General features: G+C 40.6%; 21 protein-coding genes. 15 read left to right on the top strand and 6 right to left on the bottom strand.

The genetic code is table 11. The features are described from left to right. Position 1: 1 nt before the first annotated feature. The 5 genes from RMZ41_RS01025 to RMZ41_RS01005 form a co-directional block, all read right to left on the bottom strand. The gene (locus tag RMZ41_RS01025) at positions 2 to 463 is read right to left on the bottom strand and encodes an SRPBCC family protein (RefSeq protein WP_322641618.1); all 462 of its coding nucleotides are present in this window, start codon (positions 461 to 463) and stop codon (positions 2 to 4) included. A 19-nt stretch (positions 464 to 482) separates the two neighbouring features. After that, positions 483 to 671, bottom strand: coding sequence for a CPXCG motif-containing cysteine-rich protein (locus RMZ41_RS01020; protein ID WP_012411100.1), 189 nt, complete (start codon positions 669 to 671; stop codon positions 483 to 485). 82 nt (positions 672 to 753) lie between these two features. After that, a complete protein-coding gene (locus tag RMZ41_RS01015) occupies positions 754 to 2,409 on the bottom strand; it encodes a radical SAM protein (protein ID WP_322641617.1) in 1,656 nt (551 codons plus the stop codon). A gap of 157 nt (positions 2,410 to 2,566) precedes the next feature. Next, complete coding sequence (locus RMZ41_RS01010) at positions 2,567 to 2,764, bottom strand: SemiSWEET transporter (protein WP_322641653.1); 198 nt, start codon at positions 2,762 to 2,764, stop codon at positions 2,567 to 2,569. Between the two features lie 466 nt (positions 2,765 to 3,230). Then, positions 3,231 to 5,024, bottom strand: coding sequence for a hypothetical protein (locus tag RMZ41_RS01005; RefSeq protein ID WP_322641616.1), 1,794 nt, complete (start codon positions 5,022 to 5,024; stop codon positions 3,231 to 3,233). Between the two features lie 271 nt (positions 5,025 to 5,295). On the opposite strand from RMZ41_RS01005, the gene RMZ41_RS01000 reads away from it, so the two are divergent. Then, positions 5,296 to 7,011 carry a tetratricopeptide repeat protein gene (locus RMZ41_RS01000; protein ID WP_322641615.1) on the top strand — a complete coding sequence of 572 codons (1,716 nt, stop codon included), beginning with the start codon at positions 5,296 to 5,298 and terminating at the stop codon, positions 7,009 to 7,011. 118 nt (positions 7,012 to 7,129) lie between these two features. Here RMZ41_RS01000 and RMZ41_RS00995 read toward each other — a convergent pair whose 3' ends face one another. Next, positions 7,130 to 8,332, bottom strand: a complete 1,203-nt coding sequence (locus RMZ41_RS00995; protein ID WP_322640426.1) for an FAD-dependent oxidoreductase — start codon at positions 8,330 to 8,332, stop codon at positions 7,130 to 7,132. Between RMZ41_RS00995 and RMZ41_RS00990 the strand changes: the two genes are divergently transcribed. The 14 genes from RMZ41_RS00990 to dusB all read left to right on the top strand — a co-directional run bounded on the left by RMZ41_RS00990 (position 8,303) and on the right by dusB (position 25,085). Next, a complete protein-coding gene (locus RMZ41_RS00990) occupies positions 8,303 to 9,046 on the top strand; it encodes a pentapeptide repeat-containing protein (protein ID WP_322640425.1) in 744 nt (247 codons plus the stop codon). The genes RMZ41_RS00995 and RMZ41_RS00990 overlap by 30 nt on opposite strands. A 216-nt stretch (positions 9,047 to 9,262) precedes the next feature. Next, entirely contained in the window at positions 9,263 to 10,738 is a 1,476-nt protein-coding gene (locus RMZ41_RS00985) for a pentapeptide repeat-containing protein (protein WP_322640424.1), read from the top strand. Between the two features lie 294 nt (positions 10,739 to 11,032). Further along, the gene (locus tag RMZ41_RS00980; protein WP_322640423.1) at positions 11,033 to 11,272 is read left to right on the top strand and encodes a hypothetical protein; all 240 of its coding nucleotides are present in this window, start codon (positions 11,033 to 11,035) and stop codon (positions 11,270 to 11,272) included. Next, positions 11,260 to 11,703, top strand: coding sequence for a PIN domain-containing protein (locus RMZ41_RS00975; protein WP_322640422.1), 444 nt, complete (start codon positions 11,260 to 11,262; stop codon positions 11,701 to 11,703). The genes RMZ41_RS00980 and RMZ41_RS00975 overlap by 13 nt, the downstream gene beginning before the upstream one ends. A 737-nt stretch (positions 11,704 to 12,440) precedes the next feature. Beyond that, entirely contained in the window at positions 12,441 to 12,695 is a 255-nt protein-coding gene (locus RMZ41_RS00970) for a helix-turn-helix transcriptional regulator (RefSeq protein ID WP_322640421.1), read from the top strand. After that, entirely contained in the window at positions 12,685 to 15,156 is a 2,472-nt protein-coding gene (locus RMZ41_RS00965; protein ID WP_322640420.1) for a PAS domain S-box protein, read from the top strand. The genes RMZ41_RS00970 and RMZ41_RS00965 overlap by 11 nt, the downstream gene beginning before the upstream one ends. Next, positions 15,156 to 17,120 carry a response regulator gene (locus RMZ41_RS00960; RefSeq protein ID WP_322640419.1) on the top strand — a complete coding sequence of 655 codons (1,965 nt, stop codon included), beginning with the start codon at positions 15,156 to 15,158 and terminating at the stop codon, positions 17,118 to 17,120. The genes RMZ41_RS00965 and RMZ41_RS00960 overlap by 1 nt, the downstream gene beginning before the upstream one ends. A gap of 407 nt (positions 17,121 to 17,527) precedes the next feature. After that, positions 17,528 to 18,724, top strand: a complete 1,197-nt coding sequence (locus RMZ41_RS00955; RefSeq protein WP_322734444.1) for a pentapeptide repeat-containing protein — start codon at positions 17,528 to 17,530, stop codon at positions 18,722 to 18,724. A 621-nt stretch (positions 18,725 to 19,345) separates the two neighbouring features. Then, entirely contained in the window at positions 19,346 to 20,545 is a 1,200-nt protein-coding gene (locus RMZ41_RS00950) for an ABC exporter membrane fusion protein (RefSeq protein WP_322640417.1), read from the top strand. Position 20,546: 1 nt separating this feature from the next. Beyond that, complete coding sequence (locus RMZ41_RS00945; protein ID WP_322734443.1) at positions 20,547 to 21,065, top strand: hypothetical protein; 519 nt, start codon at positions 20,547 to 20,549, stop codon at positions 21,063 to 21,065. Beyond that, positions 21,056 to 22,228, top strand: a complete 1,173-nt coding sequence (gene devC / locus RMZ41_RS00940) for an ABC transporter permease DevC (protein WP_322643587.1) — start codon at positions 21,056 to 21,058, stop codon at positions 22,226 to 22,228. The genes RMZ41_RS00945 and devC overlap by 10 nt, the downstream gene beginning before the upstream one ends. A gap of 38 nt (positions 22,229 to 22,266) precedes the next feature. Continuing rightward, positions 22,267 to 23,004, top strand: coding sequence for a DevA family ABC transporter ATP-binding protein (locus tag RMZ41_RS00935; protein ID WP_322643586.1), 738 nt, complete (start codon positions 22,267 to 22,269; stop codon positions 23,002 to 23,004). A gap of 115 nt (positions 23,005 to 23,119) precedes the next feature. After that, the gene (locus RMZ41_RS00930) at positions 23,120 to 23,953 is read left to right on the top strand and encodes an Rpn family recombination-promoting nuclease/putative transposase (RefSeq protein ID WP_322643585.1); all 834 of its coding nucleotides are present in this window, start codon (positions 23,120 to 23,122) and stop codon (positions 23,951 to 23,953) included. Between the two features lie 76 nt (positions 23,954 to 24,029). After that, complete coding sequence (dusB, locus tag RMZ41_RS00925) at positions 24,030 to 25,085, top strand: tRNA dihydrouridine synthase DusB (RefSeq protein WP_322643584.1); 1,056 nt, start codon at positions 24,030 to 24,032, stop codon at positions 25,083 to 25,085. The last annotated feature ends 504 nt before the right edge of the window (positions 25,086 to 25,589 follow it).

Genomic DNA, 25,589 nt, shown 5'->3' with positions numbered 1-25,589 from the left:
ATTAACCCAAGTTGTATTGTGACTCACATTCTCGTTTAGTCACATAATGGCGATAGCGAAACATTGCTTCTAATTGTGCTTGTACTAACCAACCACTGACAAATTCAACTGTTCCTCCACCAGGCATAGAGAAGGAAATAGCATCAGTTAGTCTAGTTTTGCCATTTTCCGGTTCAAATTCATGTCGATGTACCCAATATTCGAAGGGGCCAGATATTTGTTCGTCGGTAAATAAGCGATATTTATCGCATTCAGTATGACGTGCTAACCAAGTTAATGGTAATGGGCCGAGAAAAAGGCGAAATTCTGTAATAGCGCCCACATTCAGCCCCCCTTCACGACGAACCACTTGGACTGGCTGCCAAGGTGGATTCAGCATTTGCAAAATATCTGGCCTTTCATGAAATTTCCAAACTACTTCTGGTGAGGCATTAATTACTGAGGAATGTTTAAAGTGCAGCATGGAAAGAAAAACCTAAAATTCAACTTTCGGATTCTGTATCAATCTCGATATCTAGGGTATCTTCATCAACCCTCACATACAAAATATTTGGGTTACAGCAAACTTGACAATCTTCTACATAAGATTGCTGTCCTCCAGCACTCAAATCAATAAAAGTTAAGTTCGGTTCACCGCAATAAGCGCAGTAATACTCAGCTGTGTTTTGCATGAAGTTTTGGGACTGGGTATTGGGGACTGGGTATTGGGTATTAGCTACTGGGTATTGACTTTTAATTCCTAGTCCCTAGTCTCTAGTCCCTAGCCCCCAGTAATGGCTGTAGTTCTTTGGGAGATGGGTTGATATAACTCTGAGCATCAGCCAAATGCTTTAGTAGTGTAGACTGTGGTAGAGGCCCTTGCAAGTGACTCCAGGGTAATATTTGGTCTGTAGGCCAATCGGCGTGGACGTAGAAATCTAAATCGGGGATTTGTCCTTTGAGTTGCTTGAAAGCACGTTTGTAGCTACCCAAGGAGTCGCCAAAGTCACGGGTAAGTTGAAGAAGTTGGGACACTCTACGATCGCCTCTCGACAACAAAGCTTGTATAATCGACCAATTATAACTTTCTGGCCGAAACTCTATCCCCTGCGGTTTTAGCTGTTTTTGCAAAAATTGTAACCGCTTTTCTGCTTGCCGATTCACCCCAAACCATTGAAACGGTGTGTGTGCTTTGGGTACGAAGGTGCTGCATCCGTATGTTAAACGCAATCCTGGTGCAGCTTTTTTGATATTACGCATCATCGCCACGGTTTGTTCTAAATCCTCTGCTTCTTCACCGGGAATTCCTGCCATTCCGTAGAGTTTCAAGCTTTTTAATCCGCCAGCTTTGGCATTTATCGCAGCTTGGATAATTTCGTCGTTGTGCAGCTTTTTGTTGATGATTTGCCGGATTTTCTCAGAACCACTCTCTACTGCAATGGTAAGCGATCGCGTGTCTCGTTTTGCCAAAGTTTCTGCTAGCTGGACTGTTACAGTATTTGTTCGCACTGAGGCAATACTGAGACGGACATCATCATACTTTGGTTGACTGATATAATCTAGCAAATCTTCAAACTCTGGATGCTGAGTTACGGAAGCCCCTAATAATCCTAGCCGATTTGTGACTTCTAAACCTTTTGCGATCGCTGGAATTAATGAATTTTCAAGACTGGCTGTTCTAAAAGGCAGTGTGAGATAACTCGCCAAACAAAAGCGGCACATTTCTGGACAACTTCTCACCACTTCCACCATGTAAATATTTTCCCATGCGGCTTTTTCGGTGACTACAGTCGAAGCCGATAGAGTATTTCCCCGATAAGTCTGCTTTTGCACCACTGCGGGAATTTCTGGAGAAATTGGTTTAATTGACTTTACTGCACCATCTCTTGTGTGATATTCGACTTCATACAAACTGGGAATATAAATCCCTGGGACTTGTGCAAGTCTTTTTAGTTGAGTTTGTCTAGAAGCATTTCTGACTTCTTTGTATGCCTCAATGAAATTTCCTAGTAGGTTTTCGCCATCCCCTAGTAAAATTACATCAAAAAAATCTGCAAAAGGTTCGGGGTTAGCTGTAAGAACTGGGCCACCACCAAAAATTAGTGGATGAGAATCATCACGAAAAGTTGCTTGAATGGGAATTTCTAAAGATTCCAGTAAATTTAAAATATTTACATAATCCAGTTCCCAGGAAATGGAAAATCCGATAATTTCCGGTGTTTTGGGGAGTTGTTCGTGAGTATCTGTAAACAGGCGACTCACTTGTACATCATCACGCATTGCCAAAGTTGCCCAAACTACCTGATAGCCAAGGCTAGTGATACCTACGCTATATTCATTGGGAAAGGCGAAGATGATGGGGATAGCGTTGATATCTGGGGTGGTGGGGGTGAACAGGAGGCGTTCAGATTCAAATACAGATGAGGTCATGATAATTCGTAATTCGTAATTCGTAATTCGTAATTAATACAGTTAGACTCGGGCTGACTCAGGTTATATACTACAGGCAGATTGCAATTGATTTTCTTCCTATTATTCACAGAATATATCCTTTTTATGGTGTCAGAGGTTTTAGTTATGGGCAGGGTTATCTATATTTAATTTTAAGCCATAGAATTATCAAGTTGAAAAATAATGTCACACTATTAGCAAGAATAATTGGTAATGCTTGTAGATAAATTCCGTAGATTAACCATAAAAAAACACCAATTATGAATGTAATCAGTGTAATTGAAGAAACATCTTTTGCTGATTTTGTTTGCCATGTTTTAAACATCTGTGGCAAAAAAGAGATTGTGGTTATTGTGGCAGCAGCTAATCCTAAAATTGTCAGAAAATCCATTTATGCAAACCTATAAAATAAAGTTTTTATTAGTTAAAATTTTTAGAGACTTATTTTCATTAAAACTTACGCAAACAATAATCACAACAATGATTTTCAGTTAGGGGCAATCCTCTGTAAAAAGCAGCTTTGCATCTACATTAATTTTCCCTAGCTGATGCTGCGTTACGGAAGGGTTCAAATAGAGAAGGGGTAGTAACAAGTTGACCTAATAATCTGAGAGTTTCTGGTATGTTACTTGGTTGTGGTTTGGGGATAAAATAAACGTCAATTTGTCTAACTTATCCTGCAACTCGTCTAGCTGCTTGGACTTCACCGTAAGGAGTGAGTAATTGTTCGAGATAGTCTTTAGCGAATTGGTCATGAATAAATCTGGTCATGTGTTGATAGTTTGGCGATACAAACCTGTTTATTTACTATTATCTTGCGATTTTTTGAGATAATATTTAGCCCAAGAGTAGCGTTGTGAATCTTTTTTTAGTAGATATTCTGCTGCTTCATGTCGCTTATTCTCATCCTTAGTACTCCTGACTACTCGTTTTATCTCGTCATCTATATCTTCAGGTTTAGCACCGCGTTTAATTGCTTGTTCATACCAATAATCTCCCTTTGGATAGTCACTTTTGTCATAACATACAGCACCCATTAAGGTATAAGGTTGATGACTATCAGGGTGAAACTCCATAGCTTTTTTGGCACAAATCTCTGCATCAGCTAAGTTATCCATATCTCTGAATGCTGCGCCTCTAGTAACTGAAATTGCTGACTTTAGCTTGCTTTCTCTGATTTGGTTTAAGTCTAAGTTAGTAAGTTTTAATGCCTGTTCAGGTTCATCTGCTCTGCGCCAATAACTACTAGCCGTGGGAATATCCCATTTATTTCCAGTGCGGTGAAACTCCTGCTCATAAAACTCTGCTTCTAGCCTGTAATACGCAAGAGCAATTTTCCCGCCAGGAGATAATAGTTGCTCTTCCATAAGCTGCAAAACCAACTTAGGATCTAGCCGTTCTTTTTTCTCTAATTTGACCATGATCGCGTAAAATGGCTCTAGCGGCAGTGAAGGATCTATCAATCCATATTTTCTCTTGAGAATAGCAAAGTGCTTTTGTTGAGCGAGAATAATGATATTTTCACGTCTATTATTTTGTAGCCAGTCAATTTCTGATTCATTAAGTAGCTCTCCCAAATCTATCTTAGATTTTAGGGTAGAGGTGTATTTTTCATTTGCAATTTCTATAATCTCAGTCAGCTTGCGTTTTTTGAGGAAGTTAATATCCTGTTCACCTAAATAATTTGACAATTCAAGCCTTTTAAGAATTTTATACAGGTGACTTTTAGGCGATGAATCCTGAGACTCAGTTGCTTTATACTTAGTTTTTAAGGCAAAAAATTCTCGTGTTTGTTCTAATTCTTGAGCAATGGTAATTGTTTCACTAAGTCCTTGCTGTTCCAGCCAGTTAATTTCTAACTCACTCAAATTATTTTTAGCATCAATGTTTTTGAGTATTAGATATAGTGGACTATATAATGATAAATCAGAGTGTAAATTCGCTTGATATTTCTCTCTTAACTGAGCAAAATGAGTTTCTTTTACTGACTCTTGGTGTTGAAAAATTTCTGCCGTTTCAAAGAGTTCGTTATTGATCAGCCAATTATATTCAGAATTACTTAAACGTTCTGTAAGCTCTAATTTTTTTAGTATTTGATACAGGAAACTATCAGGATATGAGTCTTGATATTTAGTAGCTTTGTACTGAGATTTGAGTTGAGTAAATAGCTTTAATTCTTGAGCAATTTGATTTGTTTCATATAAACCAGTAGCTCTCAGCCATTGAACTTCTAAATCAGTGAGTAAATTGCCTGATTCAAGTTTCAAAAGTATAAAATAGAGATGACTAGATTGCCAGGAACCATTATGCTTTGTAGCTTTATACTTAGACTTTAATTTGGAGAATTCAAATTCTAGATTTCCGAATTCTTGCAATCTATATTGCTGTTCTTGCTTGATAGCTTCTAAAGTCTCCTCAAGCTGAGACTCTCCCAACCAATTAGATTCTAAGTCAAGTAGTTCAATTCCTAAGTCAAGTTTTCGTAGTATGAGATACAGCAAACTAGCGGGTAATGAATCTTCATATTGAGTTGCTTGGTATTTGGACTTTAAAGCAGCAAAGTGTTCTAAGCGATTTTGAGACTCTTTATCCATATTGATAGTAGATGCGATCGCACTTAGCTAATGTGTTATCTGCTACTATAGCAACCTCAGTAGAAAACGGCGAGTCAAGCACTTACCGTTCTTGTTTGCGGTGCTTGCTGCTGTTTAAGTCGCTTGAAAATCGTCGCACTGATATAATCTCACAGAAAATCAGGAATTAAAATCTTAGCAGGAGGCACAATAAGCTGGAACGATTATCAAAACATATCGTTAAGAATGCGTTGCCTTTAAGCTAGAGAATGTTGAAATATAAGAAAATTACATGAATGCTGAAGAATTCTTAAACCAAGGATTAAATCACAGTTTACAGGGCAATTATCAAGGTGCGATCGCTTCTTTCAACCACGCTATAGAAATCAATCCCAATTTTGCTACAGCCTACTGTCAGCGAGGTAATGCTCGTTACTTTTTAGGCGATTATCAAGGAGCGATCGCAGATCATAATCAAGCATTACAAATCGATCCCAATCTCGCCCAATCCTACCACAGTCGGGGTAATGCCTACTTTGCTTTAGAAAAATATGACAAAGCGATCCCTGACTATATCAAAACAATCGAAACTAGTACCCAGTTAGCTGATAATATCAATATTGATATTGCCAATGCTTATCATAATCGTGGTGTAGCTTGTTTTGAAAAAGGCGATCGTCAAGGAGCAATCGCAGATTTTCAACAAGCTTTACAGTGGCATCCCAATTTTGCCGCAGCATATAGCAATCGGGGTAATATTCACCATATTTTAGGAAATTTTCACGAAGCGATCGCAGATCATAACCGAGCATTACAATTAGATCCTAAGTTGGCAGAGGCTTATCATAATCGAGGTAATGCCCACTACTCTTTAGCAGACTATCAAAGTGCGATCGCAGATTACAACCGCGCCCTAGAAATCAACCCCAAGTTTGCCGGAGCATATTATAATCGAGGTTTGGTTCTTGCTCATCTTAAAGAATATCACCGAGCAATTGAGGACTTTAACCAAGCACTAAAGTTCAATCCTGATGATGTGCAAGCTTATTGTGAGCGGGGTCTTGTTCGTAGTACCCTTGAAGATTATAAAGGTGCGATCACAGATTATGACCGAGCCTTACAAGAAAACCCGACTCTAGCTTTAGTATACGGCTTTCGCGCCAATGCTCTGCGCCGACTGGGAGATTATCAAGGTGCAATTGAAGATAGCAATCGCTTATTACAACTTAATCCTAGTTTAGCTGAAGGATATTGCGATCGCGCGGCGGCTCGTCGTTCTCTAGGAGATCATAAAGGAGCAATTAAAGATTACGATCGGGCATTACAGATTAATGATAACTTAGCCGCAGCTTATTATGGTCGGGGGATTGCTCGTGAAGCCCTGCAAGATTTACAGGGAGCAATAGATGATAACACCCAAGCAATAGAGTTGGTTCCTGAATTTTCGCAAGCGTATTGTAATCGAGGAAATGCTCGTCGTCTTTTGGGGGATGAACAAGCAGCAATCGCAGATTATAATCGAGCATTAGAAATTAATCCTAATTTAATTGAAGCATATTACAACCGCGGTTCAACCTATTATGCTTTAGAAGAATACGAAAGTGCGATCGCAGATTACACCCAAGCTTTACAAATAAATCCCCAATCTGCTGCATTTTACAGCGATCGCGCCAATGCTCGCTACGCCCTAGAAGATTATCAAGGCGCAATAGAAGATTATAGTCGGGCGATCGCGATCGACTCTAGTTTTGCTGAAGACTGGTATAATCGTGGTCGAAGCCGTTCTCTATTGAGAGATTTACAGGGAGCGCTTACAGACTTAAACCAAGCCTTACAACTTCAGCCTCATTGGGCTTCAGCTTACATGCTTCGAGCCGATGTCTACCAAAATTTAGGTGATTCTCAAAGAGCAATTGCGGATTTCCAGAAATCCGCAGACTTGTATTACCAAGAGGGAAATATCCAGTATTATCAACAAATTATTGGGCTAATTGAACAGATTCGATGAATTGGGCATTGGGCATTGGGTATTCTCCTTGTCCCCAGTCCCCAATCCCCAGTCCCCAGTCCCTTATTGGGTATTCTCCTTGTCCCCAGTCCCCAATCCCCAGTCCCCAGTCCCTTATTTATTCAAAATGAAAGCGTTCCATGAAGCGCCGGTCAATGCAATCTTTGTAATGCCATAAGAGTTTGTGAGGTGGTAAAGTGAATATGCCTTTTGTTGCTATCGCTTGTCCATCTCCTGTACCAATTAAACTCAAATATTCTTTCTGTGGGTGATAGAGTTTGAGCGATTTACCTAATAAAATTCGCTGCAAATTTTCAAATAAAGGTTTACCTTGTCTAACAGCAAACACCCCAGCTTTCGGACGCGGATAATTTACCATTGTGGCGATGTCACCAGATGCAAATACCTGCGGATGCGTTTGAGATTGCAATGTGTCCTCCACTAAAATAAAACCTTGCTCATCAGTTCCTAGTCCCGCAATTTTTAACCATTCGGGTGCTGAAGCTTGTGTCACCCAAAAAATTTTATTACATTCTAATATCAAACCAGATTCGCACTTAATCTCAAATATTTCTCTAGTTTGCTTGTGGTTTTTAGGTGCGATATTACACACACTTTCTCCAAGATGTAGCTCAATACCTCGCTGGGTGAGAATTTGCTGAATTTGATGCCTTACTGATTGATGGTAATTTGGCATCAGTTCCATCTGACGATGAAATAAATGAATTTCTAGATTTTCAATTGGTTGTTGACATTGATGTAATATCTGATGTAAACGAGATTGCATCGCCAACGCCAATTCTACACCGCCAGCACCACCACCGACGATCGCAATCCTGATCAGTTCTTGAGGATTTTTACCTACAGTCGCAATTAGTTCATCCCAATGTTCCAATAGCTGCGATACTGGTTTAGCTGCGATCGCATATTCTGCTGCACCTGATACAGACACTCTGGCCGGAGTACTGCCAATATCAATAGACAGCACATCAAAATCTACCGCCAATCCGTTAGCACAGAGAACTTTGTTGTTTTCCAAGTCTAGAGCAACTACTGTGTCAATATACAAATTTGCCTGAGCAAAGTTTGCTAAGGGTCGCAAATCAATATGACATTCATCATGGGTGTAAAATCCAGCAATGTATCCTGGTAACATTCCAGAGTAGGCTGTCTTTTGATTTGCAGTAATCAACGTCAAACGCACTCCGGGTAACGGCTTCATTCCAAACATTTTCAGGGCAATTGCATGGCTGTGACCGCCACCAATTAGCACTAAGTCTTTAACTATTGTATGTTGACAGTAATTATTATTTTTTTTCATGCTGTAAAAAATATTTCATTAATCAATAACGCTCAGTTATCAAAAATATATCTGACAATAGATACTTTACAAGAAAAAATTAGTAAAACTCGGCATAAGTCTCCAAAAGAATGTTTAAACATAGCAATTGAACAACTAGGCAATAACACAATAAAAACCAGTCTAACTGTAATTAATGATTTAGAGCAAATTGCCCAAAATCATCCACAGTACCACTGGATAATTATGAATATTCTTAGTAATTTTCTAAGAGAAAAGACTCTTTATCTATCTCAAGAAGAAGTAACAACCAACCTGTCAGTAAAAGTTCGTGCAGATATTCAAGCAGCCCTAACTGTTATTGCTAGAAGAGATGTAAATAAAGACCCAGAAAATGAGCAGCTTGATTTGAGTCACATCGATATGAGAGGAGTAAATCTGAATGGGGCAAATTTACAACAGATAAACCTTTATCAAGCTAATCTTACTGGGGCGAACCTCACAGAAGCTAATCTTGCAGGATCAATTCTCAGTGCAGCTAACTTAGAAGGTGCTAACTTATATTTAGCTAACCTAGAAGGGGCAATCCTTAGTGCAGCTAACTTAAAAGGAGCTAACCTAACAGGAGCTAACCTCCATTATGCAAGCTTATATCTAGCTAATTTGCATGGGGCAATTCTCAATGATGCCATACTTGATAGGGCAAACTTAAGAGAAGTTAAATTATCTGAGTAAAACACCATTTTTGCAAGACGAAAGTTAAAAGGAAGAAAGCTTCCAGTGCAAGCTTTTCAATAATTGTTCAATTTTTGCCTTAATTCACAAGTATATTCGATGTTATTACTTAGTTAAAAGGGTTTTCTGACACCTATTATAATTTTCTGCTAAATGGTATACTATTTTTTCCAAACATCTAAGTAATAATTCTAAGTTGTAAGGAAAATTTTTACCATGTCTTCTAAAAAGACAGACACTTTGTTGAATTGGTTCATAACTATAACAGTTTTATTTGGCTGCTCATTGACGGTAATTTTCTTTGCTTTGTCTAGTATTAAAGAATTGTCAGTTCAGGAAAAAATTCAGTATAGAAACCAAGCGTTAACAACTACTGCAATAGTTTTTCTGGCATCGGCAGCAATGTTTAATACATATTATTCAGCAAAGCGGGCCCAAGCGATGCATAAAAATGCGATCGCAGCTGAGAAAAACCTCGAAATTAGCCTTCAGAATGCCAAACTGAACCAAGACAGATTGACTTCAGAACGCTTTATGGGGGCAATTGCCCAACTTGGTCATGATAAAATTGAAACCCGAACAGGTGCAATTTATGCATTAGAAAGAGTTGCTCAGGATTTTCCTAAAGAACACTGGACAATCATGGAAATCCTCACTGCCTTTGTGCGCGAAAATTCACCTATCCAGTCGGTGAAGGTAGAGCAACAAAAAGCGGAATATTCACCAGATGCTTACTCAGGTCGGCGTAGAGGTGGGTCGCGTCCGACACAGCAGTTGGAGCAAAGCCTTCATGAAGAATTGCCAATTATCCGCACTGATATTCAAGCAGCCTTAACTGTCATCGGTAGACGGAATTTACTCGAAGACCCAAAAGATCAGAAACTTGATTTACGTCATATCGACATCAGACGAGCAGACTTGCTAGGAGTGAATCTGCAACAAGCCGATTTACGTGGTTCTGACTTGAGTGGGGCTGACTTGCGCGGAGCCGACTTGAGTGAAGCTGACCTCAACGGCGCTAAACTCGTTAGGTGTATTCTCTATGAAACAAAGTTACTAAAAGCTAGCCTCTGTGGAGCTAATCTCTGTTGGGCTAATCTCAACCGTGCTAATCTTTCTGGGGCTAACCTGCGTTCAGCCAACCTTTCTGGAGCAAGTCTGCGTGTAGCAAATCTCCAAGGAGCAAACCTTTATAAAGCTAACTTGCAACAAGCAACTTTGAAAGTTGCCAACCTCTCTGGGGCAAAGCTGTTTTTAGCTAACTTGCAAGGTGCAAAACTGGGTAAAGCCAACCTAAATCTGACGGGTTTGATTGGTGCTAACCTTTCTGGGGCTAACCTAAATGGAGCCAACCTTTCAGGGGCTAACTTGAATGCAGCCAAACTCCACCAAACAGAAGTCTATTTTGCCAATCTCTCAGAAGCCAGTTTAACGGAAGCTGACCTGCATCAGGCTAACTTGATTGGAGCAAACCTGCATAGGGCGACCCTTTATCAAGCTAATCTGACTCAGGCTAACTTGATGGGAGCTAACTTTTTAGAAGCTGACCTTCGTGATGTCAAACTGGAAGGGACAATTTTAACAGGGGCTAAAAACTTAGAGTTACACCAGATTAGAAACGCACTTGGCGATCGCACCACTCGTCTACCTGATTATATAGAAGCACCGACAGATTGGCCACAATCAGGTTGAGTTATCACCGCATCAATAGTTATTTGGGCGCATTCTACCGATTTCATTTAATGCTATAGTTTTTACCAAAAGTCTCCGTAAATATTTTGGAGATGAGGAAGAAACATAATTTATGTCTGATAACAAGACAGACACACTCAGAAATTCGTTTATAGTTCTAATATTATTTATTGGATTATTCATTTAGCGAAAAACAAGAAATAGATGAGAGTACTGCCGCCCTCTATGGCTTGTAGGAGAATATAGAAGATAACAATCTTATTTACAGTATTAATAAATATTGAGGGAAAAACCATGCAATCAGCTTTACGTATCACAACCAAAGTTTTACCAGGGAACAAAATAGAAATTGAAATTCCAGAAGCCGAAATAGGCGATAGCGTTGATGTCTTTGTGATTTTACCAGAAAAAGCTGAACCAAAACATCGCTCTGTGCTGGACATTATAGAAGAAAGCCGTAGGAGACACCCTTCTCGAACTGCTGAGGATATAGATATACAACTACAAGAAGAACGCTTATCATGGGACAGCTAATACTTCTAACAAGCGGCTCTATTTATATAGATACTTCAGTGGCTATTTATACCATTGAAGGCAACCCTGATTATTACTCTCTTCTGCAACCACTATGGTCTAAGTTTTATGCAGGAGAAATTCAAATCATCAGCAGTGAATTAATATTAATGGAGGTTTTAGTTGTTCCATTGCGTAATGGTAATAATTCTTTAGTAGCAGACTATGAAGAACTATTATTATCATCTCAAGTACAGTTAATTCCTATTAGTCAATCAATACTGCGACAATCTGCTAATCTTCGGGCTACAAGTAACCTCAAAACACCTGATGCTATTCATGCTGCCACAGCTTTGTCTGTTAATTCTAACCAATTTATTACTAACGATAAAGGCTTTCGTAATGTTTCTGGTTTACCTGTTGTTATCCTCAGTGAAGTTTTAGCATCTTGAACAATGCCTACCCACGATATAATTCATAACCACAATCATAAATTAGTAGACCAAATTAAACGTATTCTTCTGGCGATCGCACCACTCGCCTACCTGATTATATAGAAGCACCGACAGATTGGCGACAATCAGGTTGAGTTATCACCGCATCAATAGTTATTTGGGCGCATTCTACCGATTTCACTTAATGCTATAGTTTTTACCAAAAGTCTCCGTAATAATTATTTTATAGCAGTCCTCAATAATTCGTAAACTTCTTCCCTTCTTCTCTCGGCGCTCTTGGCGGCTTGGCGGTTCGTCAAAAAATAAATCGTCAAACAATACCAGATTGAATTAGCAAAAGGCGATCGCACAACAATCTTACCGGAAAATCTTCAACTACCGGAACATTGGCAAGCTTAAATTTCACCTTCTGAACCTCAACATTGACCCTCTGAACCTCAACATTGACCCTCTGAACCTCAACGTTGACCCTCTGAACCTCAAAGTTGACCTTCTGAACCTCAAAGTTGACCCTCTGAACCTCAAAGTTGACCCTCTGAACCTCAACGTTGACCTTCTGAACCTCAAAGTTGACCCTCTGAACCTCAACGTTGACCCTCTGAACCTCAAAGTTGACCTTCTGAACCTCAAAGTTGACCTTCTGAACCTCAATATTGAGAAATATTTCTTAAGCCAGAGACAAACAATAGGACATTTGTCCTATCGTAGTCATGCTGTAAGAATAAAAAAGGAAGATGCCTATAACAAAGCGGCTGGAAATTTTAGATTTGGTTCGGCATCTTCGGCAACAACTTAATCTTTCTCAGAAACAGTTTGCTGCTAAATTAGGAGTCTCATTTAAAACAGTCAATTGGTGGGAAAATCGGCACACACTGCCTTCACCGTTAGCGCTAAAACTAATAAAAGAAATGTTACGGCAGATGGAAGAACCCGGCAAAAGGCTGCTAAACCAGAATTTTCCAGAAGCAAAATCAGATTATGACTTATAGGGTGAAAACATCTGAACGCAAAGATATCTTTGCTGGTAGTAAAAAGAAAAGCGCAATCATTCGAGAGCAATTCCTAGACTATGGTATTGCTTTGCTATGTGTTGCCTTAGCAGTGGGGGGAACCCTGCTACTGTATGAATATCTCACTCCAACGCCTGCGGCGCTGTTTTTTGCGGCGGTGATGGTGAGTGCTTGGTACGGTGGCTTAGGGCCGGGGTTACTTGCTACGGCTTTGTCTACCTTGGGAGTCAACTACTTCCTTTTACAGCCAATCTATCCGCAAAACACTAGAAATCCGAACGTTTTAGTACCCCTGATTGTGTTCATGCTGACAGCAGGGTTAATCAGTTCCCTCAACGAATCACGCCGCATAGCCCAACGGAAAGCTGAGGAGAGTCTGAAGTCACTACGCGAAAGCGAGGCAAGGTTTGGTCGCTTAACAGAGTCTAATATTATTGGCGTGATTGTCGCCGATCTCAATGGCTTGATTATCGAAGCCAATGATGCCTTTTTGCAAATGCTAAATTATACCCGCGAAGATTTGCGCTCTAGTCGAATTCGCTGGGGCGAAATCACTCCACTCGAATACATTGAGGTGAGTGAGCAATCAATTCAAGAACTGAGAATGGCTGGGAGTTGTAAACCCTTTGAGCAGAAATACATTCGTAAAGATGGCTCTCAAGTTCCCGTTCTCATTGGCTTTGTCCAAGAAGGAGATCGGACAATTATTGGTTTTGTTCTTGACTTGAGCGAACGGCAAGCAGCGCTGCGCGATGTCTGCGACGAGCTTCGCTTACGCAAACTTGCCGAAGCCGAAGCCCAGCGTCGCACTCGCCAAGCAGAAGAAGCTCAGAGCATCCTGCAAATGCTCTTAGAACACGTCCCAGAGGGAATTACTATCACTGGTGGCCCCCCAAATTTCCCAATCATCGCCAACAGCAAACTTGCCCAAGAGCTTTTGGGCAAACCTGGTAAATCCCTGGTTGGCATGACTTCCAGCGACTACGCCAAGTCCTACGGTCTGTTTCTAGCTGATGGTGTAACGCGCCTCACCCCAGAACAACTACCTTTATATCGTGCTACGCGCCACGGTGAAATAATCCGTGATGAGGAGTGCATCATTGAACGTCCTGATGGAACCCGGATTACAGCCAGCGCTAATGTAGTACCGATTCGGGATTTCCAAGGTCAGATTATCGGTGCAATCAATTGCTGGCGCGACATCACTAACCGTAAGCGCATAGAAGAAGCACTGCGGCAACGAGAAACAGAACTTCGCTTAATTACAGATACACTGCCAGTTCTAATTTCCTTTGTAGATTCAGAACAACGCTACCGCTTTAATAACCGAGCTTATGAAGAGTGGTTTGGGCATTCTACAGCAGAAATTTATGGAAAGCATCTTTGGGATGTTATGGGTGAATCTGCTTATGAAGTGGTTCGTCCTTATGTGGAAGAAGTACTTGCAGGAAAACAACTAACTTTTGAAGGTGAAATTCCTTATAAAGATGGTGGGATACGCTACATTAATGCTATCTATGTTCCTCAGTTAGATAAACAGGGAACTGTTGAAGGGTATGTAGTGTTAGTTACTGACATCAGCGAACAGCAAGCTGCGCTACGCGATCGCAAGCTTGCTGAAACTGCTCTAAAACAAATCAACGAAATATTAGAGCAACGGGTTCAAGAGCGAACCATCCAACTAGAAATTGCCAATCAAGAATTAGAATCCTTTTCCTATTCAGTTTCTCACGACTTGCGATCGCCCTTTCGCCACATCGTCGGATTTGTGGAATTGCTGCAAAAGCACCATAGCTCAACAACTTTAGATGAAACGAGTCAGCGCTATTTAAGAATAATTGCAGAAACTGCCAAACAAGCAGGCATACTCATCGACGAGTTGCTGACATTTTCTCGCATGGGGCGCGCCGAGATGCGCTACATCAACCTCAACATGGAAGAATTGGTACAAGAGATAAAACGCGATTTGGTAATAGAAACCCCAGGACGCAAAATCAATTGGCACATCGAAGCACTACCAGAAGTCCAAGGCGATCCCTCCATGCTCCGGCTCGTCCTTCGCAACCTCATGGACAATGCCGTAAAATACACCCAGAATAAAAATCCGGCAGAAATTACTGTTGGAAGTAGTGACAATGAAAACGAAGTTATCTTTTTTGTCCAAGATAACGGCGTTGGTTTTAATATGCAATATATTCACAAGCTATTCGGAGTATTTCAACGCCTGCATAGCGATCCACAATTTGAAGGTACTGGTGTTGGATTGGCAAACGTACAGAGAATTATTCATCGACATCATGGCCGAGTCTGGGCAGAGGCCATAATTGACAATGGAGCCACCTTTTATTTTTCATTGCCTAAGTTGTCGAAGAAGGAAGTTATTAATCAGCCACCCCTTGGCGTACTTTCTGTACCTCATCGTCAACAGGAGAGCAACTGATGAATGTCTTGCGTTTCCTCCTTTTGGAAGATAGTCTCTTAGATACAGAGCTAATCCAAATGGTGCTAACCCAAGGGGAAATTGATTGTGAACTAATTAGAGTCGAAACCGGCGCTGATTTTTTGGCTGCTCTAGAAACAGAGGCTTTTGATTTAATTCTTGCTGATTATGCCTTACCATCTTTTGATGGTATTTCTGCCTTAGAAATTGCCCGAAATCGCTCTTTAGAAGTTCCTTTTATCTTTGTTTCTGCCGCATTGGGCGAAGAATTAGCGATCGAAGCTTTAAAGAATGGTGCAACTGATTATGTATTAAAACAACGATTAGGGCGGTTAGTTCCCTCAGTGCAACGGGCATTGCGAGAAGCCAAAGAGCGCCGAGAGCTAAAGCAAGCAGAGGAGTTGCTACAAAAGAGTGAGGCTAAGTATCGCCGAATTGTTGATACCTCTTATGAGGGAATCTGGATGATTGACTCTGAATCACGAACAGAGTTTGTCAATCAACGGATTTTCGAGATGTTGGGCTATCCGGCTGAAGAGATGCTTGGTCATTCTATATTTGATTTTATAGAAGAGGTTAATGGCATAACAACCGAAGAAATATTAACCTGGCTAAAGCGAGAAGGGAGCGATCTTAAAGAAGGTCGATTGCGCTGCAAAGATGGTTCGTACATCTGGACACTGATTTCTGCTAGAGCAATTTTGAATGAACAGAATGAGTTTTTAGGCGCGATCGCTATGCTAACTGATATTAGCGATCGCAAACGCACCGAATCAGAACGCGATCGCCTTTTACAACTTGAGCAAGTAGCGCGGACGGAAGCAGAAACTGCTAACCGAATCAAAGATGAGTTTTTGGCGGTACTTTCCCATGAATTGCGATCGCCTCTGAATCCCATTCTCGGCTGGGCAAAACTGTTGCAGAGTCGTAAGTTTGATGAAACAGCACTCCAAAAAGCCCTGGCAACTATTGAACGCAATGCTAAATTACAAGCTGAACTAATTGACGATTTGCTAGATGTTTCTCGCATTTTGCAAGGTAAACTTAACCTCAAAATGGCATCAGTCAATCTGGCTTCCACCATTGAAGCAGCAATGGATACAGTGCGTTTAGCAGCAGAGGCTAAAAGTATTCACCTTGAAATGATGCTTGACCCTCAAGGGAAAGTTTTGGGCGATTCAGTCCGCTTACAGCAAGTCTTTTGGAACATTTTATCCAATGCTGTCAAGTTTACACCCGTTGGGGGAAAGGTAAATGTGCAATTGGAGTGTATCGATACCCAAGTCCAAGTTACTGTTACCGATACAGGTAAAGGTATTCACCCTGATTTTTTAAATCATCTGTTCGACTATTTCCGTCAAGGTGATAGTACAACAACTAGAAAGTTTGGTGGCTTAGGATTAGGTTTAGCGATCGCTCGTCACTTAGTTGAGATGCACGGCGGAATGATTGAGGCCGAAAGTCTTGGTGAAGACAAGGGAGCTATCTTCACAGTTAAGTTACCCTTGCTCAAGGACAGTGCAAAAATCAACGATGATACAAAAGTTAAGGGAACCACTACCATTTCTGCCGCCTCGCCTCTGGTGGGTTTACAAGTTTTAATTGTTGATGACAATGCTGATACCCGCGAATTTTTCAGCTTTGTGCTTGAGGAGTCTGGAGCGATCGTTACCACAGTCGCATCAGGAGATGAAGCATTACAAGCGCTAGTCCAGTCAAAGCCAGATATCCTACTCAGTGATATTGGGATGCCAGAGATGAACGGTTATATGCTAATGGAACAGGTGCGGACTCTGGAAGCACAACTAGGGGGAAAAAAGATTCCTGCGATCGCTCTAACTGCTTATGCAGGCGAAATCAATCAGCAGCAAGCAATAAGAGCAGGGTTTCAACAGCACATTGTTAAACCTGTATCACCAGAGGAATTGCTCATGGCGATTTCCAATTTAGTCAGATGTGTTTAGAGATTTCTTCAAAAGCTGAGTAATTAGATAAACCTCATTAACGTTATATAATAATCCGGTTTGATTTGGAGAAAATATCCGTAGGATGTGAGCGCGGAGAGTACTGCATCAAATCCTTGATAATAGTGCGTTACGAACTCCGTTCTAACACACTCTACAATATCAATTTAAATTGCGTGGAATTGCTTCGCTTTATGGACAAAAATATTGTGCCCTTAGCGCTAACCCCCGCAGTTCAGAGGATGTTTGAAAAATAAATTCTGATGGATTTGATAGATGATTTCTATTAAGTACATTTAAGTATTTGTCTAGTACTTCCGTATTTGTACGCTATCAGATATTTATAGATGCCCTTAAAATCAACCTAAATTTATTTCCGTAAGGGGCCAAATATGAAGACTTATGACATGTCTTTCATAAAGACAAATGGGGTCACAAGTTTGTTGGTATTTATCTCAATTATATTTATTTTTTCTGTAACTCTTATTTACTCATTCTTTGAAAGTATTGAAGGATTTTCAAATCAAGAAAAAATTGAATATATTAATCAAGCATTAACAACTCTTGCCATAATCATTGGAGGATTGGCATTAATTACTAATGCTTACTATACTTCCAGGCTTTCGCTAGATGAAAATCAAAATCTATTAACGCAACTCCTTGCTGGAACGCTAACTTGGGATAATAATATCGTAACTGGCATCAATAACACACAAGCAACTATAGAAGAAATTGTTCCAGAGCGCTTTTGTAAAGCAATTGAACAACTGGGAAATGAAAAGATTGAAACGCGATTTGCCGCTATTTATGCTTTAGAGCAAATTGCTAAAGATTCTCACAAAGACCACTGGACAATTATGGAAATTCTCGCTGCTTTTATCCGCGAGAATTCCTCTGTGAATCATGAATATCAGAAAGACTTACAGGGTTCATCAAAACTTCCTACAGATATTCAAACAGCCTTAACTGTAATTGGAAGACGCAATTCACATAAAGATCCGGTAAATCAGAAACTAGACTTACGCAATACAGACCTCAGTAATGCCGACTTAACTGAAGCTAATCTCTCTAGGGCAATCCTCGTAGGAGCTAACTTACAATGGGTCAATTTTACCCGAGCAAATCTCTCGGAGGCAGACTTATCATTAACCAACCTTTGTGGTTCAATCTTCTATGAAGGAAACCTTTCAAAGGCAATCCTTCCAGAAGCCAATTTGCAAGGAGCAATCCTCAGAAAAGCAAATCTTTCAAAGGCAATCTTTTATGATGCCAATCTAGAAGGCGCAATCCTTTGTGATGCCAACTTAGAAGGAGCAATTCTTTGTGATGCCAACCTTTTTGAAATAAACTTTGAAGGTAGCAATCTCCAAGATGCAAATCTGATTGGCAGTAACCTACAAAGAGCAAAACTTGCTGGAGCTAACTTAGAAGGTGTGTTACTCAGTACAGCTAATCTGCAAGATGCCAACTTCCATGAAGCCAACCTCTCTAGGGCAAACATGAGCGAATGTGAAAACCTAGAATTACAGCAGATTGAGCAGGCAATTGGCGATCGCACAACAATCCTACCGGAAAATTTGAACATTCCCCAACACTGGCGGTAAAAAAAGCCCTGGTGAAATAGAATTTATGACTATATAAAGGCAAGACAAAGGCAAGACGCGATAAATCGCCGTCTCTACAAAGGACTGATTATTGTAGAGACGGCGATTTGTCACATCATTACCTCTACGTTAAAAAGTTTACTTTGGTAACAGAGTTTTAGCCTTAACTCAACTGCATTGCTAGATAACACTGTATTTTAGTATTAGGGATGAAATATATCATTAAAAATAACAAATTTATCAAATTTAAATAGATTTTTAGTAAGTTCAACTTATTTATTTTTCATGACAAAACAAATTGACTAAATTTATTTCTGATTGTTGGCACTGTTACAACCCGTCTCTTTGAAAACGTCTACTATATCTGAGTAGTTTCACAAAACAAAACTAATTAATCATCAACATAAATCTCTTAATAATGGAAAATAAATTATTGTTATTCTATCCAGCTAAATTACAGTAGGTTGGGAAAATCTCAATAATTTCCATTTTTTATGAATTCCGAATCGATAAATCTACAATAGTTAACTAACAAATAAAGGAAAAGCTAAGAAATAAAAAAGTAAGAATAAAAGCTTAAGCAATTCAGTTTTTTCTGCGCCACTAGTTAAGAGGTAATCTATGGTGCGAAACTCAAAATTAGGGTACAGAACGTTCCCTAAGTCTATTCTGCGTCCATCCGTTGCTGTAGGTATAATTGCATCTTTGTTGGTTGGCGGAATAGGTTTTTATATAGTAAAACGCTGGCAAAATTATGCAACTCCTGAGACACAAACGCCAGCAACACAATTGCCACAGTTAACAACCGTAACAGCTTTAGGGCGAATTGAACCACAAGGAAAGGTAATTAAACTCTCTGCTGCGGTATCTGCGGACGGAAGTCGGGTAGAAAAGTTGTTAGTGAAGGAAGGAGATAGGGTAAAAGCAGGACAGGTAATTGCGATTTTGAACAGCCGCGATCGCTTGCAAGCAGAATTTCTTGAGGCGCAGGAACAAGTCAAAGTCGCCCAGGCAAACCTAAACCGCACCCAAGCAGGCGCTAAACGTGGTGAAATTGCTGCCCAAAAAGCTGCGATCGCTCGTTTAGAAGCAGAACGCCAAGGTAATAGTAATGCCCAAGCAGCAACAATTGAGCGATTTCAAGCCGAAGTGCGTAACGCCCAGGCAGAAGACGAACGCTATCAGCAGCTGTATCAAAAGGGGGCAATCTCCGCTTCTCAACGGGATAGCAAGCGTTTAAACTTGGAAACCGCCCAGAAAAACCTGCAAGAAGCACAAGCACAGTTAAATCGTACTCAATCAACTAGTCAGCAACAGGTAAAAGAAGCGACGGCAACCCTTGATGAAATTGCTGAAGTGCGAGGAGTAGATGTAAAAGCTGCCCAAGCAGAAGTCAATCGGGCTGTAGCAGCCATGAATTTGGCAAAAGTCAATTTAAAACAGGCTGAAGTGCGATCGCCCCAAAATGGGCAAGTATTTGAGATTCACACCTATCCTGGCGAATTAGTCTCAAATGATGGCATTGCTGATATCGGACAAACCAGCCAGATGTATGTCGTAGCCGAAGTCTACGAAAGCGATATTGGCAAAGTGCATTCCGGCCAAAAAGTAACAGTACTTGGTGATTACCTCCCGATTGAATTGCAGGGAATTGTAGATCGCAAAGGCTTGCAAGTACGGCGGCAAAATGTAGTTAACACAGATCCCGCCAACAATATCGACAACAGAGTAGTAGAAGTTCATATCCGACTAAATGAAGTCTCCAGCCAAAAAGCTGCCACCTTAACCAATATGCAAGTTAAGGCAGTAATTGAATTGTGAAATGGGAATTGGCAATTGGGAATGGGGAATTGGGAATCGGGAATCGGGAATGGGTGAACTCGAAACTTTGGCCTCTGAACTCGAAACTTCGACCTTTGAACTCGGAACTTCGACCTTTGAACTCGGAACTTCGACCTTTGAACTCGAAACTTCGACCTCTGAACTCGGAACTTCGACCTTTGAACTCGGAACTTCGACCTTTGAACTCGGAACTTCGACCTTTGAACTCGGAACTTCGACCTTTGAACTCGAAACTTCGACCTCTGAACTCGGAACTTCGACCTTTGAACTCGGAACTTCAACCTCTGAACTCGGAACTTTGACCTTTGAACTCGGAACTTCAACCTCTGAACTCGGAACTTCAACCTTTGAACTCGGAACTTCAACCTCTGAACTCGGAACTTCAACCTTTGAACTCGAAACTTCAACCTCTGAACACAAACCGTCAAGCTTAGAACTTACTATTCCCCATTCCCAATTCCCAATTCCCCATTCCCCAATACCTAAATTATGGGATTGATTAAACAACTGCGACGGCGAACACCTCTAGGATGGTTACAACTTAATCATGAAAAAAGCCGTCTCTTGGTGGCATTGTCAGGTATTGCCTTTGCGGATCTTCTCATGTTCATGCAACTGGGTTTTCAAACTGCGCTGTATGACAGTAACACTAGATTACATCGCAGTTTGCAAGCAGATATCGTTTTAACCAGTCCCCAAGCGCGTAACTTGCCAAGCTTGTCTACATTTTCTCGTCGGCGACTTTACCAAGCAATGGATATACCAGGCGTGAAGTCAGCAGAACCAATGTATTTCAATAACACAATCTGGAAAAATCCCCAAACACACCGTGAGGCAGGGGTATTAGTTATCGGCTTCAACCCAGACAAGCCAGCTTTTGATTTACCAGATGTTAACCAACAATTACAGGCAATTAAGCTACCGAATACTGTCTTATTCGACCGTGGCGCAAGAGGAGATTATCAAAAAGCGATCGCTCAAATTGACCAAGGTAAAACCCTAACTACCGAAATAGAACGGCGCACAATTACCATCAATGGCTTATTTCAAGTCGGGGCTTCCTTTGGTTCTGATGGCAATTTGATTACTAGCGATCAAAACTTTTTGCGGCTATTTTCTGGGCGACAGTCCAGCAGTGTCAGTCTAGGTTTAATTGTTTTGAAACCAGGCTATGACCCGAAAAAAGTGGCAGCAATGCTCAAAGCCTATCTGAGAGATGATGTCAAAGTCTTAACCCACGCCGAATTTATTGAATTTGAAAACAACTTCTGGAGAACAAATTCGCCAATTGGGTTTATTTTCAGCCTGGGTGTATCAATGGGCTTTGTAGTGGGCGTGATTATTGTCTATCAAGTCCTTTCCACCGATGTGAATGCCCATGTTCGAGAATACGCCACTTTCAAAGCAATGGGATATCGCAATTATTACCTACTAGGTGTGGTGCTTGAAGAATCGTTAATTTTGGCCGCACTAGGTTTCTTCCCCGGATTGGGAGTATCTTTAGCACTTTACCAATTGACTCGCAGTGCGACAAATTTGCCCATGTATATGACAGCGATTCGGGCATTGCAAGTATTAATATTAACTGTCATTATGTGTACAATTTCTGGTGCGATCGCTACCCGCAAACTCCAAGCCACCGATCCTGCTGATATGTTTTAAAAATGGGCATGGGGCATAGGGCATGGAAATACTTACTAATGCCCAATTCCCAATTCCCAATTCCCAATTCCCAATTCCCAATGCCCAATCCCATAATTTCTATTAAAAATCTTGACCACTATTTTGGTCATAGTTCGCTTCGTAAGCAAGTTTTATTTAACATCAACTTAGAGATTAACGTTGGTGAAATTATTATCATGACTGGGCCTTCTGGTTCTGGTAAAACTACCTTGCTGACTCTAGTGGGTGGATTGCGTTCTGCCCAATCTGGTAGTTTGCGGGTGTTGGGGCGAGAACTTTGTGGCGCTAGTGCTGAAGAACTAGTGCAGGCGCGGCGGCATAACGGTTATATTTTCCAAGCACATAACTTGCATGGTAGTTTAACAGCACTCCAAAATGTCAAAATGGCTTTGGAATTGCACAAATATCTTGGGTTAAAAAAGATGCTGGTGAGATCAGCCCAGATGCTAGAACAGGTAGGATTAGGCAATCATTTCAATTATTATCCTGATAAACTATCTGGGGGACAAAAACAAAGAGTAGCGATCGCTCGTGCCTTAGTCAGTCATCCTCAAGTAATCCTAGCGGATGAACCCACCGCCGCCCTTGACAGCCAATCGGGACGAGATGTAGTCAATCTCATGCAAAAACTGGCAAAGGAACAAGGTTGTACAATCTTGATGGTTACTCATGACAACCGCATCCTAGACATTGCCGATCGCATCGTTGAGATGGAAGATGGCAAACTCAAGTCAAAATTAAAAATATTAACTTAGAGTTGATCGCCAGCTAAAAATAGCCCCACACCTTCTTAAGTCTAATTGAACAAAATTTATTAATAGCTCTTTCACGGTAAAATCTAACGGTTTCAATCATCGCAATACATCAAGCGTGAAAACTGACAGCATTTTTTACCGCCTTTTTCAAGAACTTCCTGGGGTCTTTTTTGAATTAATTGGTAATCCACCTCAAACCGCAGAGGATTATAAATTCTCCTCAATTGAAATAAAGCAAACTGCATTCCGCATAGATGGTGTTTTTCTCCCAACGCAAGGGGAAGAAAATCCGATTTACTTTGTTGAAGTCCAGTTTCAAACCGACACAGAAATTTATTCGCGCCTAATTTCCGAGATTTGTTTATACTTACGTCAAAATAAACCTAAAAATTCATGGCGAGGAGTAGTTATCTATCCCAATCGGAGTTTAGATACAGCAGATATCAAGAATTACAGCGAATTTTTCACTAGCAATCGCGTCAGTCGCATTTATCTTAATGAATTAGGTGAAACTGCATCACTACCAGTTGGAATTGCTACTATGAAATTAGTTGTAGATGAAGAGGATATAGCAATTACAGCCGCTAGACAGTTAATAAACAGAACCCAGCAAGAAATTAACATTGAACCACAACGACGGCAGTTACTAGAATTGATAGAGACAATTTTGGTTTATAAGTTTCCAACGATGAGTCGAGAGGAGATTGAAGGTATGTTTGGGTTAAGCGATCTGAAACAAACACGAGTTTATCAAGAAGGCAAGCAAGAAGGCAAGCAAGAGGGCAAGCAAGAGGGAAAACAAGAAGGAGCGCGTGAAGAAAAGTTTAGAATGATACCTTTGTTGTTGAGATTGGGATTGAGTTTTGAAGAAACAGCAAAACAGTTAGGTTTGAGTTTAGAGGAAGTTCAGCAAGAAATGCAAAAACAGCCTTCAAGTCAGGATATGTAACTTACAATTAGCACTCATTACAGCTACCCCTAAATATTCTTGCTATTTCCCATTCCCATAATTTTTAATTTTTTCTATGATTTCGCTCTCCCCTATTCTCCAAGCTCGACTTTCCCAACCCTTAAAGATTGGCTCATTGGAGGTAAAAAGTCGGGTTCTCCAGTCGCCTCTATCTGGGGTGACAGATATGGTGTTTCGCCGTCTCGTGCGTCGCTATGCACCAGATTCGATGATGTATACCGAAATGGTGAATGCTACAGGATTGCATTATGTCAAGCAGTTACCCAAAATTATGGAGGTAGATCCTAATGAACGCCCAATTAGCGTTCAATTATTTGATTGCCGTCCCGATTTTTTGGCAGAAGCAGCAATCAAGGCAGTTGCCGAAGGTGCTGATACTGTTGATATTAATATGGGTTGTCCAGTAAATAAAATTACTAAAAATGGTGGCGGTTCCTCGTTGTTGCGGCAACCAGAAGTAGCAGAGGCAATTGTGCGGGAAGTGGTAAAAGCTGTTGCTGTCCCTGTTACCATCAAAACTCGTATTGGCTGGAATGATAACGAAATTACTATTCTCGATTTTGCCAAGCGGATGGAAGATTCAGGGGCACAAATGATTACAGTTCACGGACGCACCCGTGCCCAAGGATACAATGGTAATGCCCGTTGGGAATGGATTACTCGTGTAAAAGAAGTGCTTTCTATCCCAGTGATTGGAAATGGAGATATTTTCTCAGTTGAAGCGGCGGTGAAATGTTTAGAACAAACTGGCGCTGATGGTGTGATGTGTTCCCGTGGGACTTTGGGTTATCCATTTTTGGTGGGAGAAATCGATCATTTCCTGAAAACTGGGGAGATATTACCGACACCTACTCCGATTCAGCGTTTGGAGTGTGCAAGAGATCATTTACAAGCCTTATGGGAATATAAAGGCGATCGCGGTGTCCGTCAAGCCCGTAAGCACATGACCTGGTATGCTAAAGGTTTCGTAGGTGCTGCCGAACTCCGAGGACAGCTAAGTTTGGTTGAAAAGGTAGATCAAGGTTTGACAATGATTGACCAAGCAATTGAAAAACTGGCTAATGGCTATGAGTTAGAGGAAGAAGCGCAAGGTAGTTTGGTAATGCTTTAAAAATCTTATTTTACCGCTAGCTTGGGGTGATATTGTTGGTTGCTAAAAGTTAAGCGATCGCTTAGATTCTGATATTTTAAGAATTTGGTAAAAAATATAAGAATCATATTTTATTTCTGAAAAATCTAAGTATTTGTAGGGTGTGTTAGGCGTAAGCCGTAACGCACCATCCTTAAGGCTTTGGTGCCGTACTCTTTGCGCTCACACCCTACGCAATACTTGTCGGGTTTTAGGGAAAAGGGGAAGGAGAAAAGGGAAATAAAAAACCTTTAATCGTTTACCCTTTAACCTTTTCCCCAAATCCAATTCCGAGTTAAAAATGCTTTAGCCGAGCAGTATTGACACCCTACGTATCTTTTCAAAAATCAAATAGTAGTCCTAGAGATGTAGTATTACAAACTTTATTCAATAGTTTTGAATAATTTTTCTTTGGGGATTTGAATTACCATTTATTTGTAATTTAACTGAAAACAATCGTAACTAAATAAAGCAAATAGTAACCGA

The sequence above is a fragment of the Nostoc sp. DedVER02 genome (genome assembly GCF_034530675.2).
In the GTDB taxonomy this organism is placed as follows: domain Bacteria; phylum Cyanobacteriota; class Cyanobacteriia; order Cyanobacteriales; family Nostocaceae; genus Nostoc.
The sequence above is the reverse complement of the archived record's forward strand: the minus strand, read 5'-3'. Positions and strand labels throughout refer to the sequence as shown.